The 18,254-nt window shown below is 55.9% G+C and carries 17 protein-coding genes; 15 read left to right on the forward strand and 2 right to left on the reverse strand.

Annotation, left to right across the window (positions count from 1 at the left end):
* Positions 1-9: 9 nt before the first annotated feature.
* From BMZ81_RS06365 to BMZ81_RS06380, 4 genes are read left to right on the forward strand one after another with little or no spacing between them, the layout of a single operon-like run.
* On the forward strand, positions 10-1,080 hold the full coding sequence (locus BMZ81_RS06365; RefSeq protein WP_177187225.1) for a TRAP transporter substrate-binding protein: 1,071 nt from the start codon (positions 10-12) through the stop codon (positions 1,078-1,080).
* Between the two features lie 59 nt (positions 1,081-1,139).
* Entirely contained in the window at positions 1,140-1,676 is a 537-nt protein-coding gene (locus BMZ81_RS06370; RefSeq protein WP_091129967.1) for a TRAP transporter small permease, read from the forward strand.
* Positions 1,677-1,695: 19 nt separating this feature from the next.
* Entirely contained in the window at positions 1,696-2,979 is a 1,284-nt protein-coding gene (locus tag BMZ81_RS06375; protein ID WP_091129968.1) for a TRAP transporter large permease, read from the forward strand.
* Between the two features lie 20 nt (positions 2,980-2,999).
* Entirely contained in the window at positions 3,000-3,377 is a 378-nt protein-coding gene (locus BMZ81_RS06380; protein ID WP_091129971.1) for a RidA family protein, read from the forward strand.
* Positions 3,378-3,607: 230 nt separating this feature from the next.
* Here BMZ81_RS06380 and ppdK read toward each other — a convergent pair whose 3' ends face one another.
* Positions 3,608-6,238, reverse strand: coding sequence for a pyruvate, phosphate dikinase (ppdK, locus tag BMZ81_RS06385; protein WP_091129972.1), 2,631 nt, complete (start codon positions 6,236-6,238; stop codon positions 3,608-3,610).
* A gap of 340 nt (positions 6,239-6,578) precedes the next feature.
* Between ppdK and BMZ81_RS06390 the strand changes: the two genes are divergently transcribed.
* The 8 genes from BMZ81_RS06390 to BMZ81_RS06425 all read left to right on the forward strand — a co-directional run bounded on the left by BMZ81_RS06390 (position 6,579) and on the right by BMZ81_RS06425 (position 13,077).
* Entirely contained in the window at positions 6,579-7,436 is an 858-nt protein-coding gene (locus BMZ81_RS06390) for a DNA polymerase III subunit delta' (protein WP_091129975.1), read from the forward strand.
* Between the two features lie 5 nt (positions 7,437-7,441).
* Entirely contained in the window at positions 7,442-8,755 is a 1,314-nt protein-coding gene (locus tag BMZ81_RS06395) for a PSP1 domain-containing protein (protein WP_242942582.1), read from the forward strand.
* A gap of 82 nt (positions 8,756-8,837) precedes the next feature.
* A complete protein-coding gene (locus tag BMZ81_RS06400; protein ID WP_091129979.1) occupies positions 8,838-9,686 on the forward strand; it encodes an HAD-IIB family hydrolase in 849 nt (282 codons plus the stop codon).
* A gap of 147 nt (positions 9,687-9,833) precedes the next feature.
* A complete protein-coding gene (locus BMZ81_RS06405; protein ID WP_091129981.1) occupies positions 9,834-10,508 on the forward strand; it encodes a helix-turn-helix domain-containing protein in 675 nt (224 codons plus the stop codon).
* 135 nt (positions 10,509-10,643) lie between these two features.
* Positions 10,644-11,048 carry a GntR family transcriptional regulator gene (locus BMZ81_RS06410; protein WP_091129984.1) on the forward strand — a complete coding sequence of 135 codons (405 nt, stop codon included), beginning with the start codon at positions 10,644-10,646 and terminating at the stop codon, positions 11,046-11,048.
* Complete coding sequence (locus BMZ81_RS06415; RefSeq protein WP_347498054.1) at positions 11,029-11,724, forward strand: ABC transporter ATP-binding protein; 696 nt, start codon at positions 11,029-11,031, stop codon at positions 11,722-11,724. The genes BMZ81_RS06410 and BMZ81_RS06415 overlap by 20 nt, the downstream gene beginning before the upstream one ends.
* Complete coding sequence (locus BMZ81_RS06420) at positions 11,718-12,533, forward strand: hypothetical protein (RefSeq protein ID WP_091129987.1); 816 nt, start codon at positions 11,718-11,720, stop codon at positions 12,531-12,533. The genes BMZ81_RS06415 and BMZ81_RS06420 overlap by 7 nt, the downstream gene beginning before the upstream one ends.
* A gap of 73 nt (positions 12,534-12,606) precedes the next feature.
* Positions 12,607-13,077 (forward strand): COG2426 family protein, encoded by a 471-nt coding sequence (locus tag BMZ81_RS06425; protein WP_091129990.1) that lies wholly within the window; start codon positions 12,607-12,609, stop codon positions 13,075-13,077.
* A 215-nt stretch (positions 13,078-13,292) separates the two neighbouring features.
* On the opposite strand, the gene BMZ81_RS06430 is transcribed toward BMZ81_RS06425, so the two are convergent.
* A complete protein-coding gene (locus BMZ81_RS06430; protein WP_091129992.1) occupies positions 13,293-14,186 on the reverse strand; it encodes a LysR family transcriptional regulator in 894 nt (297 codons plus the stop codon).
* 400 nt (positions 14,187-14,586) lie between these two features.
* Between BMZ81_RS06430 and BMZ81_RS06435 the strand changes: the two genes are divergently transcribed.
* From BMZ81_RS06435 to BMZ81_RS06445, 3 genes are all read left to right on the forward strand, one after another.
* The gene (locus BMZ81_RS06435) at positions 14,587-16,044 is read left to right on the forward strand and encodes an SLC13 family permease (RefSeq protein ID WP_091129994.1); all 1,458 of its coding nucleotides are present in this window, start codon (positions 14,587-14,589) and stop codon (positions 16,042-16,044) included.
* A 112-nt stretch (positions 16,045-16,156) separates the two neighbouring features.
* On the forward strand, positions 16,157-16,951 hold the full coding sequence (locus BMZ81_RS06440) for an N-acyl homoserine lactonase family protein (protein WP_091129995.1): 795 nt from the start codon (positions 16,157-16,159) through the stop codon (positions 16,949-16,951).
* A 24-nt stretch (positions 16,952-16,975) separates the two neighbouring features.
* The gene (locus tag BMZ81_RS06445) at positions 16,976-18,151 is read left to right on the forward strand and encodes a CaiB/BaiF CoA transferase family protein (RefSeq protein WP_177187226.1); all 1,176 of its coding nucleotides are present in this window, start codon (positions 16,976-16,978) and stop codon (positions 18,149-18,151) included.
* The last annotated feature ends 103 nt before the right edge of the window (positions 18,152-18,254 follow it).

Here is an 18,254-nt window from a genome sequence, read left to right on the forward strand (position 1 = left end):
AGAAACAACATGAAGAAGACTCTTGCTCTGCTCATGGCAATCGCGATGATCGTGACCATGACCGCTTGCGGCAGCAAGCCCACGGAAACCGAGACTCCGGATTCCGCTCCCAACGAATCCACCGATACCCCTTCCACCGAGGCCACCTATCCCACCATGACCATTCGCCTGGCCCATGACGCACCCCTGACCACCCCCCATCATGAGGCCTGTGAGAATATCAAGGCCGCTCTGGAGGAGCGTTCCGGCGGAGCCATTACCGTGGAACTGTACCCCACGCAGCAGCTGGGCAGCGCCTCCGAGATGATTGAATCCATGCAGATGAACACGGTGGAGATGGTTCTGCTGCCCACCTCCAAGTACGGCGGATTTTATCCCACGCTGAACATCATGGATATGCCCTTCCTGTTCCCCACGCAGGAGTCCACCATGAAGCTGTTCCAGAGCGATCTGGCTACTGAGATGATGTCCGGTCTGGATGACATCGGCATCCACGGTCTGGCGTTCTATTCCTCTGGATCCAAAAACTTCACCAATAACTATGAGATCCACAAGCCCGAGGATTTCCAGGGCCTGCGTATCCGCACCCAGGAAGCTCCCATCATCATGGAGATGTATAAATGCTGGGGCGCTACCACCACAGCCATTGACATCATGGAACTGTACAACGCGCTGCAGAACAAGACAGTCGATGGCCAGGAGAACCCCTTCCTGTCTATCGCCAGCATGAAGCTGTTCGAGGTCCAGAAGTACATGATCGTCTCCGCCCACTCCTATCTGGAATACATCATGGCCTGCAGCGGCCAGTGGTGGAACGACCTGGATGACAACACCAAGGCTTTGATTCAGGAAGTTGTCAATGAGAACCAGCAGTTCTGCTATGACCGTCTCCAGGAGTACAACGAGGAGTATTATGCCACCATCGCAGCCAGCGATATCACCATCTACGAGCTGACTCCCGAAGAGCGTCAGGCCTTCAAGGATGCCTGCGCTCCTGTCTACGAAAAGTTCGGCGAGGAAATCGGCACCGATTTGCTGAATCGTGTCCAGGAGTTCCTGGCCGATCCTGCCAACCAGTAAACCCTTAGGGCGGAGCAGCGAAATAATTGCTCCGCCCCTTTTTCAGAAAGTGGTGTATTATGTTCAAAAAAATTCTGAAAGGAATCCGCAATGCTGAGCTCATCATCGCGGGCGTCCTCTTCTCCACTGCTCTGGTGGTTTTGACGCTGAACGTGATCTTCCGCCGTGTTTCCGCTCTCCCCGCCTTGGACTGGGCGGAGGAGTATATGCGCTACTGCAGCATCTGGATCACCTTCCTGGGGATGTCCCTCTGCGCGGAGGATGACAGCCATGTGGGCGTAGATATCTTCTATCAGCTCTCCCGTACCAAGGCCAGAAAAGTCCTGAAGATCTTGTGCATGATGGCTGCCTGCATTTTCTGCGCTCTTTACAGTGTTGCCTGCACAAACTATGTGCTGATGGCGCTGAAAAATATGCAGCGCAGTGCCGTGATGCAGGTTCCCCTGTGGATTGTATATCTGTCCCTGCCCATCGGCGCCATTCTCTCCACCCTACAGTACGCGCTGCGTCTTATGTTCTACATCCGTGTCGATCACAAGGAGCTGGCGGACAAGGTCGAGAACGCTGCTGATATCAACCTGCTGGATCTGAACTGAAAGGAGGGTCACAACCGTTATGGAAATGAATATTTTTCTGATCGTGGGCATGTTCCTGCTGCTGTTTTTGGGTGCGCCTATTTTTGTGGCTCTCTGCCTGCCCACCGTGGCAGCCATTATGCTGTTTACCAACAATGAGATCACCGTTGTGGCCATGAAGATGTTCGGCGGCATCGACAAGTTCTCCCTGCTGTCCGTTCCCTTCTTCATTTTGGCCGCCAATATTATGAAAAATGGCGGTATCGGGCGGCGCATCGTCAACTGGGCGGCCGCGATGGTAGGCGATACTACTGGCGGCCTTGCCTTCACCGCTGAGGTGGCCAGTATGTTTTTCGGAGCCGTTTCCGGCTCCTCCCCCTCCACTGTGGTTGCTATCGGCGGCCTGCTGTATCCCGGCCTGCGGGAGAAAAAGTATCCCAAGGGCTTCTCGCTGGGCCTGATTGCCTCCAGCGGATCCGTGGCCCTGTTAATTCCCCCCAGCATCACTGCCATCATGTACTGCACCATGACCAATGCCTCCGTTGGCGAGCTGTTTATGGCCGGCCTGACCGCTGGCTTGGTGTATGGCGCTATCTTCCTGGTGTACATCTACCTTTATGCAAAACGCCACCGCATTCCTAAGGAAGCGCGGGCCAGCTGGAAGGACAAGGGACGGGCCACCCTTAACGCACTGTGGGCCCTGGGTGTGCCCATCATTATTATTGGCGGCATTTACTCCGGCATCTGCACTCCGACGGAGGCCTCCGGCCTCTCCTGCGTGTATGCGCTGCTGGTCAGCGTGTTCATCTATAAAGAGATGGACATGAAGCTCTTCCGCGAGACACTTGTGGCCTCCATCAAGACCACTGCACAGACCATGATTCTGATGGCCGCGGCCTCTGCGTTTGCTTGGCTGCTGACTGTGGGCGGTCTGCCTCAGCTGTTTTCGGCTTGGATGGCCACGCTGAATATCAACGCCTTGGGTTTCCTGGCTCTGCTGTGTGTGTACATGCTGATTGCCGGTATGTTTATTGACGGTGTCTCTGCCTTCATGATCATCTTACCCATCGTCATGTCCACCGTGACTGCGCTGAACATTGACCTGATCCATCTGGGCGTCATCATGATCACCACCGTATGCATCGGTATGTTCTCCCCGCCTTTCGGCCTGAATCTGTTTGTGGCCCAGCCCATTGCCAACGCCAAGATGGGAGAGATTTATAAGGGGGTTCTTCCCTTCTTCCTTATCAGCATTATCGCACTGGCCATTATCGTGCTGGTGCCCGGCATCTCCCTGTTCCTACCCAATATTCTGTATCATTAATCAAAAATTTGGAGGTCCCTATGTCTAAGCTCGTCTTGTCCACGCAGAACGCTCCTGCCGCCATTGGTCCCTATTCTCAGGGCATCGCCGCCGCCAGTCTTGCTTTTACCTCCGGCCAACTGCCCATTGATCCTGCTACCGGCGTGATGCCCGAGGGCATTGAGGCCCAGGCTGCCCAGTCCCTTAAAAATGTGGCTGGTGTACTGGAGGCCGCCGGCAGCTCCATGGAAAAGGCAGTGAAGGTCACTGTGTTCCTGACGGACATGAATGACTTTGCCGTTGTGAACGAAGTGTACAAAACGTTCTTCCACACCGCTTGCCCCGCCCGCAGTGCCGTCCAGGTGGCCCGTCTGCCGAAAGATGCCAGCATTGAGGTCGAAGCAATTGCTTATATCTAAAAGCTGAGCAACAGCAGAAAACGCCGTTCAGCCGCTTATGCAGAAGCATATCACAGAGTTTGCACCCTCCATACCAACAAAAGCCCACACGCAGTGCGTGTGGGCTTTTATCCGATTGGCGGTACGCGGCACCCTCCGTAGCTGAACGAATGCATAGCAGAACAAGCCCCCGGCTCACAAGAGCCGGGGGCTTGTTCATGATACGGGCTATAAGGACTTCCGACAAGCGCTTAATTGCTCGCCTTGATGGCGGCCTGCGCAGCGGCCAGACGGGCAATGGGCACCCGGAAGGGAGAACAGGACACATAGTCCAGCCCCGTGCGGTGGCAGAACTCCACAGAGGAGGGATCCCCGCCGTGCTCCCCGCAGATGCCGAGATGCAGAGCGGGATTTGCGGCCCGGCCCAGCTTGCAGGCCATGTCTACCAGTCTGCCGACACCCTTTTGATCCAGCTTGGCAAAGGGGTCGTTTTCATAGATCTTCTTATCGTAATAGGCGTCCAGGAACTTTCCGGCGTCGTCGCGGGAGAAGCCAAAGGTCATCTGAGTCAGATCGTTGGTGCCGAAGGAGAAGAAGTCCGCTTCCTTGGCGATTTCATCGGCGGTCAAGGCGGCCCGGGGAATTTCGATCATGGTGCCCACCAGGTACTTCATGGAGGAACCGGCTTCCCGGATGATGGCATCGGCGGTTTCCACAACGACCTTCTTCACATAGGCCAGCTCTTTGACCTCGCCCACCAGGGGAATCATGATCTCGGGAACCATAGTCCACTCGGGATGCTTGGCCTGGACATGCAGTGCCGCTTTGATGACAGCCCGGGTCTGCATGGCGGCAATCTCCGGATAGGTGACTGCCAGACGGCAGCCCCGGTGGCCCATCATGGGGTTGAACTCGTGGAGACCGGCAATGATGGACTTGATGTCGGCGACACTCTTGCCCATATCCTTTGCCAGCAGCGCGATGTCTGCTTCTTCGGTGGGTACGAACTCATGCAGGGGAGGATCCAGGAAGCGGATAGTGACCGGACAGCCCTCCATGGCTTCATAAATGCCCTCGAAGTCACCCTGCTGCATGGGCTCCAGCTTGCTGAGGGCCTTCTCCCGCTGCTCCATGGTATCGGAGCAGATCATCTCCCGGATGGCGGGGATGCGGTCCGCGTCAAAGAACATATGCTCGGTCCGGCACAAACCGATGCCCTCTGCGCCGAAGGTGCGGGCCTGGGAGGCGTCGTGGGGGGTGTCGGCGTTGGTACGGACCTTCAAACGGCGGTACTTGTCGGCCCAGCCCATGACACGGCCGAATTCGCCGCCGATGGAGGCGTCCACTGTGGGAATGGCGCCGTCGTAAATCTTGCCGGTGGAGCCGTCCAAACTCAGCCAGTCGCCCTCGCGGAAGGTCTTGCCGTCCAGCACAAACTGCTTGGCTTCCTCATCCATTTTAATGGCGGAGCAGCCGGACACGCAGCACTTGCCCATGCCCCGTGCCACCACCGCGGCGTGGGAGGTCATGCCGCCGCGGACTGTCAAAATGCCTTGGGCGGCCTTCATGCCCTCGATGTCCTCGGGAGAGGTTTCCAGCCGGACCAGAACGACCTTTTCGCCCCGCTGTGCCCACTCCTTGGCGTCCTCAGCAGTAAAGACGATGCGGCCGCTGGCGGCGCCGGGAGAGGCGGCCAGTGCGGAGCCGATGACGGGAGTCTCCTTCAAAACCTTGGCGTCAAACTGGGGATGGAGCAGGGTGTCCAGGGAGCGGGGCTCGATCATGGCCACGGCCTGCTTCTCGTCAATCTGTCCCTCGTCCACCAAATCGCAGGCAATTTTCAGGGCGGCGGCAGGGGTGCGCTTGCCGTTGCGGGTCTGCAGCATATAGAGCTTGCCGTTTTCCACAGTGAACTCCATGTCCTGCATGTCATGATAGTGGTTTTCCAGCAGCTTACAGACCTCCTGGAACTGGGCGAAAGCCTCCGGAAACTTTTCTGCCATCTGGCTGATGGGCATGGGAGTCCGGACGCCGGCCACCACGTCTTCGCCCTGGGCGTTGGTCAAAAACTCACCGAAGAGCTTCTTCTCGCCGGTGGCGGGGTTCCGGGTGAAGGCCACACCGGTGCCGCAGTCGTCGCCCATATTGCCGAAGGCCATGGACTGGACGTTGACGGCGGTGCCCCAGGAATAGGGGATGTCATTGTCCCGGCGGTACACATTGGCGCGGGGATTGTCCCAGGAGCGAAAGACTGCCTGGATGGCGCCCATCAGCTGCTCTTTGGGATCTGTGGGGAAGTCCTGGCCGATTTTGGCCTTGTACTCAGCCTTGAACTGGCCGGCCAGCTCCTTCAGATCCTCCGCGGTCAGCTCCACATCCTGGGTTACGCCGCGGGTCTCCTTCATTTGGTCAATGAGCTGCTCAAAGTACTTCTTGCCAACCTCCATGACCACATCGGAGTACATCTGGATAAAACGACGGTAGCAGTCCCACGCCCAGCGGGGGTTACCGGACTTTTTGGACAGGACGTCCACCACGTCTTCGTTGAGACCCAGGTTCAAAATGGTGTCCATCATACCGGGCATGGAGGCCCTTGCGCCAGAACGGACGGAGACCAGAAGCGGGTTCTCCAGATCACCGAACTTTTTTCCGGTGATGGTTTCCATTTTCGTGATATATTCCATGATCTCCGCCTGGATCTCTGGATTGATTTGCCGGCCGTCCTCATAATATTGGGTGCAGGCCTCGGTGGTAATGGTAAAGCCCTGGGGCACAGGCAGGCCGATGTTGGTCATTTCTGCCAGGTTGGCGCCCTTGCCGCCCAGCAGCTCCCGCATGCCGGCATTGCCTTCGCTGAAGAGATACACATACTTTTTGCTCATGTTTGTTCCTCCATTTTTGCTGCCCCGGGGACAGATGAGTGATCAAGCGTCCGTGGGTAAACGATTAGCCAAATTTACCTTTCTATTATAATGGGAAAGTTTTTGAAAAACAATGCATGAACGGCATAAGAAAACAAACCGTATGTGGGAAATTTTTACAAGTATATTGTGAAAATTGCATAATAAATTGTTGCGCAAATAAGAAAAAATTTACGCTTGAGGCATTTGAGGCAACGTCAAAATTTACAAGAGCGTTTAAGGAGGCACGACTTCCCTTTCCGGGCGTTTTATGGTAGGATAAGCTTCAAGATAAATGGAGCAGAATGAGAGGAGATTTGCCATGTCCGCCTTTGACCTGACGGCACAGGATTTCGTGCGCGTGCGCATTCGGGAGGCCGCTACCAGGGGTACCCTGTCTCATGCGCTGCTGTTCACCGGCAGCGGTGACAGGGAGGAAGCCGCCCGTTATGCTGCCGCTGCGATGGAGTGCACGGCGGAGACGCGGCCCTGCGGCGTGTGCGAGGGGTGCCGAAAAGTGCGGGGTGGCGTTCATCCCGATGTGATCACTGTTCGGGATCCGGATCACAAGAATATCGCTGTGGATGTGGTGCGCCAGATCCGGGCAGATGCTTATATCCGGCCAAATGAGGGCCAGCGGAAAGTTTACCTTTTTCCGGACTGCGCGCTGCTGACAGAACAGGATCAAAATGTCCTGCTGAAGATTGTGGAAGAGGGACCACCCTATGCGGCATTTTTATTCTGCGCGGAAAATGGTGCGTCGGTGCTGCAGACGCTCCGTTCCCGCTGCGTGGAGCTGAAACTGCGGCCCGCCGCTGCAAAGGCCGGAGAGAATCCGGAGATGGCAGAAGCCCTGTGCCGCGCAGTGGGCAGCCACCGGTCCGGTGCGGCAGCCGAACTGGCGGTTCGGCTGGAAAAAAAACGTATGACGCGGGAAGAACTGGCTGCCATGCTGGATCAAAGCAGAAATGCATTCGCATCGGCGCTGCTGCTGCTGTATGGACAACAACCTTTATCAGAAGAGCGGGAAATTGCGCCATTTCTTGCGAAAAACTTGACAAAAACCCAAATCATGCGCACAATAGAACTGTTACAGAAGTACCGCGCAGAGTGTGCGTATAACGTGGGACCCGGCCATGTGCTGGGGGCTCTGGCGGTGGAATTGGAGGGTATCCTTTGACAGAAGTGATCAGCGTCCGCTTTCGGGGCGGATGCAAGAATTATTTTTTTGATCCAGGCGATATGCAGGTGAAGATGGGGGATCAGGTGATTGTGGAAACGGCCCAGGGCCCGGAGTTTGCCACCTGCACAGAGGCGAACCACGAGGTGGAGGATTCCGCTATCGTCAAACCCCTGAGCCCCGTTTTGCGGCTGGCTACGGAAAATGACCGCCGCACCGTGGAGCTTAACAAGAAAAAAGAGAGTGAGGCCTTTGACGTCTGCGAGAAGCGGATTGCGGCCCACGGCCTGGAGATGAAGCTGGTCAACGTATCGGCCAGCTTTGACGGCAGCAAGATTATCTTTTTCTTCACGGCTGACGGACGGGTGGACTTCCGGGAGCTGGTACGGGACTTGGCAAGCGTATTCCGGGCCCGCATTGAACTGCGGCAGATCGGGGTTCGGGACGAGGCGAAGATGATTGGCGGCCTTGGCATCTGCGGCCGGCCCTTTTGCTGTTCTCAGTTCCTGGACGGCTTCATGCCGGTTTCCATCAAGATGGCCAAGACACAGAACCTGAGTCTGAATCCTACGAAAATCTCCGGTACCTGCGGTCGGCTGATGTGCTGTTTGAAGTATGAGCAGAACGCCTATGAGGACGCGGCCAAACGAATGCCAAAGGCGGAATCCTTTGTGCAGACGCCGGATGGGCCCGGCAATGTCAAGAGCGTGGATTTGCTGCGGGAGACGGTAAAGGTCAGTCTGGATGCGGCCGCTCCCTCAGAGCCGCTGAAGTGCTATCACAACTGCGAGATTTGTATCCTGCGCAACGGGAAGGGCAGCCGGGAGGGAATTGAGATCCCCCCCGATCGGCCGGAGCGCTATGTTGTGGAAAAGCAGGAGGAAGAGGAATTCGACGCACCGATGCTCACCACACCGTTCTATATGGTGGACACAGCGCTGGAAGAGGCCCCGGTGCGGGAGAAGATTGGGGCGCCTGACGGCAGTGAGGGGAAATCCCGCCGCCGGCACAGGGGCGGCCGCCGCCGGAGCGGCTCCAAGGCTGCGACCGAAGCGCAGCAGCCCAAGGGCCAGGGAAAACCGTCTCAGCAGAAAAAGACCGCCAAATCCGGCGAGGAAAAGTCCGGCCAGCAGGAGGGAAAGCTGCGCCCATCCAAGGCACAGGGGCAGAAAAAGCCGCAGGTGCCGCGTCCGGAGGGAAAACCTGCCGAGAGCGGAGAGAGCGGAGAAGCCAGGCGCCGCCGGTCTCACCACCGTGGCGGCCGCCGTCGGAATAAGGGCGGCGGAGGCGGTGAAAATACCACACCTAAAAGCGAATAAGAACGATCGGCGTCCCGCCGTCCGCACCGCGGGCGGCGGGCGCTTTTCGGCCTTGAATTTGACAGATCAAAGGAGAGACAGGATGGGAAGATTCAGAGGTGTGCTGCTGGCCAGCGATTTTGACAATACGTTAATTTACACGGAGGAAGCCCTGCGCTCCGGCGCGGCCGTGCCGGAACTGCCGCCGGAAAACCGTGCGGCACTGGAGTACTTTATGGCAGAGGGCGGCCGGTTCACCGTTGCCACCGGCCGGGCACTGGCGGCCTTCCTCAGGTATGCGGGCAACATCCCCATGAATGTGCCTGCAGTTGTCTGCAATGGAGCGGCCCTGTATGATTTTGAAAAGCAGGAATACCTGGAGGTTGCCATGCTGGACGAGGCCGCACGACAGCGGGGACAGGCCGTGCTGAACTGTTTTCCGGCGGTGGCGGTGGAGGCTTATCACATTGACAATGTCATCCACGCAGTACAGCCAAACGAAATTACCCGCCAGCACGAGCACCTGACAAAGGTGTCCGTGACGGAGGCACCGACGCTGCTGGATGTGCCGCTGCCCCTCGGCAAGCTGCTGTTTGAGGCAGACCATCCCACACTGGAGGCGGTGCGGGACTATTTGACAAATCAGGGCTGGAGCGAAGACTATGAGCTGATTTTTTCCGGTCAGACACTGCTGGAGATGACGGCGAAAGGCGCCAACAAGGGCGGCATGATCCGCCGCTTGGCGGACAGACTTGGCATTTCCATGGAGCATGTGTACTGCGCCGGGGACGAGGCCAATGACATCCCCATGCTGCGCATCGCCGCGGAGGGGTTTGCCCCGGCCAATTGCGTGCCTGCCGTGCGGGAGAGTGGAGCCACCATCGTCCCCCATGCCCGGGACGGCGCGCTGGCGGCAGTGGTTGTCCATTTGGAGGAGCGGTACCCCGGCTGAGCACCTTTTGAGACGGCGCAGAGGCCATTTGGCGGCAAAAAGGGGAAGCGCAACCTGAAGTTGCGAAAGTTCCGTGCCGGGTTGCTGGCGCAGGGCGCGTAAGTTTGCTATGCTGAGTGCACAAACCGACACAGGAGGAAACCGCTTATGACCTTTGGTGAAAAACTGCAAAAGCTCCGGACCCGGGAGGGACTTTCTCAGGACGCCTTGGCGGAGCTGCTGGATGTGAGCCGCCAGGCAGTGAGCAAGTGGGAGCGGGACGAGACCATGCCCGAGACGGAGAAAGTGGTCCGCATCAGCAATTCCTTTCACGTTACCACAGACTACTTATTGAAAGACGAACCGGAGCAGCCGGAGGAGCGCCCGCGGCGGCGGGAGTTCGGCGAGTGGTTCCGGGAGCGGGGCTGGCTTTTGGGCTGGATTCCCTGCGCCTGGGGAGCGTACTGCATGGCACGGATGTGGCGGCTGCTGGTGTTCCAGGATTCCTGGTGGTTGCGGGGCTGGATGTTTCTGGTGTATCCTGCCTTCTATGGTAATATTTCTGTGGCGGGACTTGGAACTGTTTTGCTGTGCCGCCGCCGGGCGGGACAGCTTTGCTGGTACCATGCGGGAATGTTTCCGGTGCTTTGGGGGATCCTGGAATTTCTCCGGGCGGGGCTTTTGCTGCTGATGATGCGGGTGGCGCCGGAGAATGCGGCCGCTGGCGGCGATGAGCTGTTTTGGTCTCAGTACGGAGGTTTGCTGCTGTTTGCAGCTGTGGTTCTCACAGTGGGTTTGGCCTTGGTTTTCCTGGGAAAACAGGCGGTCCGGCGAAAAAAGTGAATTGGAAACCCCTTGCGCCCCAGCGGGTTGCCGCTGGGGCGCAAAATTTTTGTGAAAAAGAACTTGACAAATGTATGGAATGTGTTATTGTATTAATTGCTTAGTACAAAAGTACAGAACACGGGAGGTGTTTACGTGAAATGGGAGTTTTCCAGCGACGCTCCGATTTATGCCCAGCTGATTCTGCAAATTAAAGTGGGGATTGTATCCGGCATGTTCCCACCGGGGGAACGGCTTCCGTCGGTGCGTGACCTGGCTACAGAGGCAGGCGTGAATCCCAACACCATGCAGCGGGCGCTGACGGAACTGGAGCGGGACGGCCTGGTATACAGCCAGCGGACGGCGGGCAGATTTGTGACGGAGGACAAAGCGATGATTGATTCGGCCAAACGAGGCTTGGCAGAGGGACACATCAAGGCGTTCCTGGCGGCCATGACCCATCTGGGGTATCAGAGAGAGGAAATTGTGAGTCTGCTGGAGCAGGAACCTGCAGCAGAAGTAAATGAGGAGGAATTGATTGATGTCGGTTCTGGAATGTAATAATCTGACCAAGCACTACGGCAGCGCGCCGGCACTGAACCATGTGAGTTTTACGGTGGAGCCCGGTCGTATCGTGGGGCTGCTTGGCCCCAACGGCAGCGGAAAAACAACACTGCTGAAGCTGGCAAACGGCCTGCTGACTCCCAGCGAGGGAGAGATTGTGGTATGCGGCGCGGCACCTGGGAGGGAAAGTCATGCTCAGGTCAGTTATCTGCCGGAACGCACCGCCATTCCCACCTGGATGTCCACCCGGCAGCTGCTGGATTTTTACGGGGACTTCTATGCGGATTTTCGCCGGGAGGCGGCGGAGGAGATGCTTCGGCATCTGAACATTCAGCCCAAGCAGCGCATCAAGCAGATGAGCAAGGGTACCCGGGAGAAGGTGCAGTTGATTATGGTGATGAGCCGTGCTGCCAAGCTGTATCTGCTGGATGAGCCCATCGGTGGTGTAGACCCGGCCACGCGGGATTACATTCTTTCCACGATTATTGGAAACTATAATCCGGAGGCATCCGTCATGATTTCCACCCACTTGATTGCCGACGTGGAAAAGGTACTGGACGATGTGATTTTCATCAATCAGGGCCAGCTGGTGCTTCAATCCTCGGTGGATGAAATCCGGGAGGAGAAGGGCATGAGCGTGGACGCGCTCTTCCGGGAGGTGTTCAAATGCTGATCAAACTGATGAAGCACGAATTCCGTGCAACCGGCCGGGTGATGGGGCCGCTGTATCTGGTGCTGCTGGTAACCGCTATTGGCGCAAATCTTTCTACCCGGGGCCTGCTGGAGACAAACAGCAGCTTTCTGAATATGCTGGGCGGTTTGCTGGTGGTAGCATTTGTGTTTGCCATCATGGGCGTGTGTCTGATGAGTCTGGTGCTGATGGTTCAGCGGTTTTATAAAAACCTGTTGGGAGACGAGGGGTATGTGATGTTCACGCTGCCTGCCTCTGTTCACCAGCAGGTGTGGAGCAAGCTGATTGTCTCCGCCGTGTGGTTTGCGGCGACGCTTCTGGCGGTATGTGCGGCAGGGACCATCATGGTCTATGAGGTCGGCTTTATGAAGGCGTTCTTTCACGGACTGGGAGAGGTATTCCGGCAACTGACCGCCTACTATGCCCTCAACGGCACGGCGCTTGTGCTGGAATTCCTGCTGCTGTGTTTTGTGACGTGCTGCGCCATGTGTCTGCAGTTCTACGCCGCCATGGCGGTGGGGCACAGCTTCCCCAATCACAAGGGGCTTATGAGTGTGGTGTTTTTCTTTGTATTTCAATTCGCCGTCCAGCTGATGGGCTCCCTTCTGATTGTCTTTCTGGATGAAAGCCCCTTCCATCGCTGGCTGCTGCAGCTCACGGACTGGCAGCTCAGCGGTATGGCGGCTACACACCTGCTGATGATTGTCTTGATTTTCGGCGTTGTGCTCTATGGCGCGATTTTCTATGTTGTGACAACGTTCTTCTTGAAGAGACACCTGAACCTGGAGTAAACTGGACATATAAACTTCACGCGGAACGGGGGCTTTGCCCCCGCTCCGCAAACCTGTTTTCCGGAGGAAGTCCATGGGTATTTCTGGAACCATATTTGAGAAACTTCTGATGACCTTCGGCGTGGCCATGGTGCCGGTGCTGGAGCTGCGGGGGGCGATCCCTCTGGGCGTGGCTGCCGGCTTGCCTCCGGCGGTGGCCTGCGGCGTAGCTATCCTGGGGAATTTGCTGCCGGTTCCGCTGATTATGCTGCTGATTCGTCGGCTATTTGATTGGCTGCGGGGCACGTCCTTCTTTGGTCCCAAAATCGAATGGCTGGAGCGCCGGGCGCATTTGAAGGGGCGTTTGGTACGCAAGTACCGCTTGGCGGGATTGGTCATTCTGGTAGGGATTCCCCTGCCGGGCACCGGTGCCTGGACCGGCGCATTGGTTGCCGCCCTGCTGGATATCCGGATGCGCCACGCGATCCCGGCCATTTTGCTGGGATTGATCATTGCAGGGGCCATTACGACGGTTGTGACCATGGGGTTGGTGCAGCTGTTCTGAAAAAACCATGGAGGCCCGTTTGATTCTATCCGCAGAACATGGGATGGAATTCGAAAGGACACATCCGGAAAACGTGAAAGAAAAAGGGCTGTCTCAAAACAAATCTGTTGAGAGACGGCCCTTTTTATAAATTTTTGATGAAAGAGGGTACGGCAAACTGTCGTACCTTTTTTGCTGCAAAGCTGATGAACAGCTCCGGGAGGAAAGGGGGGCCTCTATGTGTGGAGAAGGGAAATCAGAACCTCGGCGTCACGGGAGAGATAGCGGTCCTTTCGGTAAATGGCAGCAATGGGCTGTGCGGCGGAAAAATTCGAAAGTGCGTAATACCGCACATGAAAGTCATCGCGAAACTGCCGGACAAAGGGTTTTGACACCAATCCAACGCCCACGCCGGCAGCCACCATATTGTGCAGGTTGTGCAGGAGCCGGCACTCCAGGCGGATGTTCGGGACAAACCCGCAGGTATCACAGTATTGCAGCAGAGCCCGGCCAAGGGATTGCTCCGATCCAAGTGCGATAAAGTGCGCGTCCTTAAACCTGCGAAGATCAATTTTGGGAAATGGATCTGCGCTGGGCGGAATGTTTAAAGGATGATCCGCTGGAACGGCCAGCAGGGTCTGCTCTTCACCGATAGGGTGGCTGGTATAACGGATTGTATCTGCCTCCGGCCGGCCCAGAATCACGTCCACAGCTTCTTTTTCCAGCAGACCGATCAGTTGTGCGCTGGGGACGTCCCATATTTTCAGCATGCAGTTGGGACGGAGTTCGTAAAACCGCTTCATGACGGGAGGAAGCAGGTATCGGACACGCTCAGCCGATGCGCCGATGGAGAGAAATGTACGGGTTCCGCCCACCATATCAGAGATTTGCCGTTCTATCTGATGCTGTGTGCGGACCACCTGCTTGGCCCACTTCAAATAGAGTTCCCCGGCGGAAGTGAGTGCCACAGGGGATGCTTTTCGATCAAACAGCTCAGTGCCAAGCTGTTTTTCCAGCGTATGGATACTCTGACTCAAAGAGGGCTGGGAAACATAAAGCCGCTTTGCGGCAGCAGTAAAGTTCTGCTCTTCTGCTACGGCGATGACGTATCGGAGCACATTCAGGTTCATAAGACTTCCCCCATATCATAATTGTCGCAAACAGGAAAAATGGAAACAGGAAACCGCGTGCTGGAATGGACCATATGCAGTCAGGAACAACTGCATTATATACAAATTAAATAAAAAATCAAATATGCGATAGGGAAAACCTATTACTAGGGTCATAATACATATATTGGACGTTTTTGAACATTGGAATTATATTAAAAATACACAAGAGGGGGGAAGGGGAAAAAGAAAGGGAAATGCCAAAGCCTAATGAACCCGCACTCCTCAAAACCCAAAATACATCAAAAAGCGGAGGTTCGGCCGCTTTGAATAAAAGGGGGGAAGTTTATTCGCTGAGAAAAAAGCGGGAGCCTTTTTAAGAAAATATAGAGAGACAAAAACAAATAGGAGGGACTATACAATGGCGAAATCTGAGACATCCAAGCGATATCTGCACATTGCGATTGCACTCATCATTTTCATTGTGGTGAACCTACTCCTCCATCCGGGCAACGGACTGACTGACAAGGGTGTCATTACAGTTGCGTTGTTTGCAGGCACCATTTGGCTTTGGATTTTTGTGGGGGTGGATTGGCCCTCGCTGCTGGTACCCGGTGCGCTGATTGCCTTCGGCGTTATGAGCCAAACACAGATGCTGGCGGTGTCGTTCGGCAATATGTGTTTTGCATATGTCCTTACCACCATGCTGGTCAACGTGGCGCTGGAGGACACCGGTGTGATTGAAAAAGTTGCCACTTGGTTTATTTCCCGTAAGATGTGTAAGGGCCGCCCCTGGGTTTTCCTGGGCATGTTCCTGTTCTCCTGCGTATTTTTGGAATTCTTTTTGGACTGCGTGCCCGTGACGCTGATCTACCTGGTTATGGCCGACCGCATTTGCCAAATGCTGGGCTATGAAAAGGGCTCCAGATTTGGTCAGGCCTTGGTTTACTCCATTCTGGTTCTGGTCATTATTCCCTACGGTGCGACTCCCATTTCCCATCCCGGTGCAGTTTTGATGATGGGCTTCCTGGAGCAGGTCGGGCTTCCGATCACCGCAGGTCAGTATATGGCGGTTGGCGTACCCTTCTCCCTGCTGGCGCTGGTCATCGTCATGCTGATTCTGAAGTTTATGGTTCGCCCTGATTTTACCAAGTTCGATGCCTATGATCCCGACGAGATGAGAAAAAGCCTTAAGCCCCTGGATGCCAAGGGAAAGGTTGCGGTTGTGATTTTTATTGCAATCGTTTTCTGCTGGCTGGCCCCCGATATCTTCAAGGCGTTTGCGCCTGAATTTGCCGGCATTTTCTCCCAGATGGGCTTTGTCGCCCCCCCGACCCTGGGCGTTGCGCTTCTGGCTGTCATTCACATTGATGACAAGCCTATCCTCAATGTAAAGAAGGATCTTTTCCGGATCCCTCTGCCGACCCTGATTTTCATCGTCGGTATCCAGGCGTTTGCCAACACACTGACCAACGAGGCCACCGGCGTCAGCACCTGGCTGGGCAATATTTTTGCTCCCTTTGCGGAGAGCATTCCCGGCGGCGCCGTTGTTTGGATTACGCTGCTGCTGACAATCGTGATGACGCAGTTCCTGTCCAACATCGTTGTGCTGAACCTGATTTGGGCTGCATTTATGCCGGTTCTGATGGCGCTGAATGCCAGCGGCGGCAGCTTCAATATTGCTGCCTGGGGCGTGGTCATGGTTTTGGTTGCCAATGTTGCATTTATGTTCCCCTCTGCGTCCGTTTGCTCCCCCATGTGCTTTACCTCCGGCTATCTGGAAGTAAAACACGGGATTTCCTATGGCCTGCCGGCAGTGGTGGTTCTGTATGTGATCGCATGCGTGCTCTGCTATCCGCTGGCCTGCGTCCTGATGTAATGATACATATGTAAACGTATGTGCCGATTGGAGGGCTCCTGTAGAAACGACGGAATCTTGGGAGCCCTCCGGGGCATTTTACGGAAATTGCTTGATATGGGAGGATTTATTGATGAGCACAAATATGACAGGCGCAACGTACTCCATTGTTCCGCTGTATTATGGACGCTTCCCTTCCTATGAAAAATCCGTTTTGCAGATGATGACGGACTATGGGAAAAAGGTAGACAGCCCTGCGATGGGCTATCTCATTCAGGGAAATGGAAAAAACATCCTGGTGGATACCGGCCCGGGAGAACAGGAAGCCCTTGCAAAACTGCATCCGGGGCTTGAAATCGATTTTCCGATAGAGGCAAATGTGATCAACGCGCTGGCGGAAAAGGGCGTGAAGCCGGAGGACATTGACGCGGTCATCTGGACCCATCTTCACTGGGACCACTGCTATAACGGTGAAAAATTTCCGGCGACGACGCCCTTTTATGTGCAGGAGGCGGAACTCAACTATGCGATAAATCCGCTGGATATGCACATCAACGTGTATGAATCGCCCAAGGGCGGGATGATGCCCGGATGGATGCCGGTCATCAAGCAGCTCCGGCTGGTAAAGGGCGACATGAAACTGGCCGACGGCATTGACCTGCTGTTTACGCCGGGCCACACACCCGGCGGACAGAGTGTGCTGGTCAATACGGTGGATGGTCCCTATCTGGTGGCGGGCGATACCGTCATGCAGTATGAAAACTGGGAGGGGAAGGGCGCCCTGCGGCACCTATATTCCACGGCCCATGTGAATTTGCTGGACTTTGAGGCGTCCTTGAAGCGTCTGGATGAGCTGAATGCGTTTATTCTGCCGGGCCATGATTACAAGGTGTTTGAGCACAAGACTTACCCGGCTTGTGCAGAGTGATTTTACCAAAAGGAGTGAGTGACGTTGTCACAGGTATTGGAAGGATATAAGGTCGTTGATTTATCCCGGTTTGTCGCGGGACCTTACTGCTCCATGCTGCTTGGCGATATGGGCGCCGAAGTGATTAAGGTGGAACGGCCCAACGGAGATGAGCAGCGCGAGATGGAGCCGGCAGTTGACGATCTGAGTACATACTTTATTGTGGCCAACCGAAACAAGCGTTCTTTAACGCTGAATCTGAAGGATCCCACGGGTAAGGAAATCCTGTGCAGGCTGCTGCGTGATGCGGACGTTGTGGTGGAGAATTTCCGCCCCGGCGTTATGGAGCGTCTGGGCTTCGGCTATGAGCAGCTGCGGGAATTGAATCCGCGGATTATCATGACGTCCATTTCCGGCTTTGGGCAGAGCGGGCCTGCGGCAAAGCGCCCGGCGTTTGACTCTGTTGCCCAGGCAATGGGCGGACTGATGAGCATGACGGGCGAGGGGCGCCCTGTTCTCGCCGGAACCTGGGTGGGAGATTACAGCGCCGGGCTGTACGCCGCGTTCGGCACCATGTTGGCGCTGTTCAACCGCGAGCACACCGGCAAGGGGCAGCATGTGGACATCGCGCTGCTGGATTCCATCGTCTCCTGGCTGAGAACCTCCATTCCGGACTATCTGCTGTTCAACAAGAAACCGCCGCGCAACGGCAGCCGGAATGCATACCACTGCCCCATCGGATCCTTCCAAACCAGTAACGGATACCTGTTCATCACGGCAGCCACACAAAAGCAGTATGAGGGCCTGACCCACGCCGCCGGCCACCCTGAGTGGATGGAAAATCCAAAGTTCAGCACAGAAGCGGCCCGGCTTGAAAATTCCGCGGAGGTGGATCACCTGGTGGAGGAATGGACGAAGAGTCTCACGACAGAAGAGGTCCTTGCGGCTCTGGAAAAGAACGACGTTCCGTGTGCGCCAATCAACGATATTGAACAGGTGCTGGCCAATGAGCAGGTTCAATACCGGGAAGATGTCGTCTGGGCACGTTGCCATACGGGAGAGAATATTCCCATGCCAGGCATTGTGGTAAAGCTCAGCGACACGCCCGGTACGGTGCGCCTCGCGCCGCCTGCCATCGGCGACTACAACGAGGAATACTACGGCAAACTGGGGTATTCCGAAGCGGAGATCAAAGAGATGTATGAAAAGGGGATTATCTGACACGAAAAGACAGCCGGGTGTCCAATCGTAACCATGCGTCCCAGCCTGCTTGATAAAAAGCCGTCAGATGCGTGCGTGTGAAGATGCCTTTTGAAGAATTGAA

The organism is Oscillibacter sp. PC13 (assembly GCF_900115635.1).
In the GTDB taxonomy this organism is placed as follows: Bacteria; Bacillota; Clostridia; order Oscillospirales; family Oscillospiraceae; genus Oscillibacter.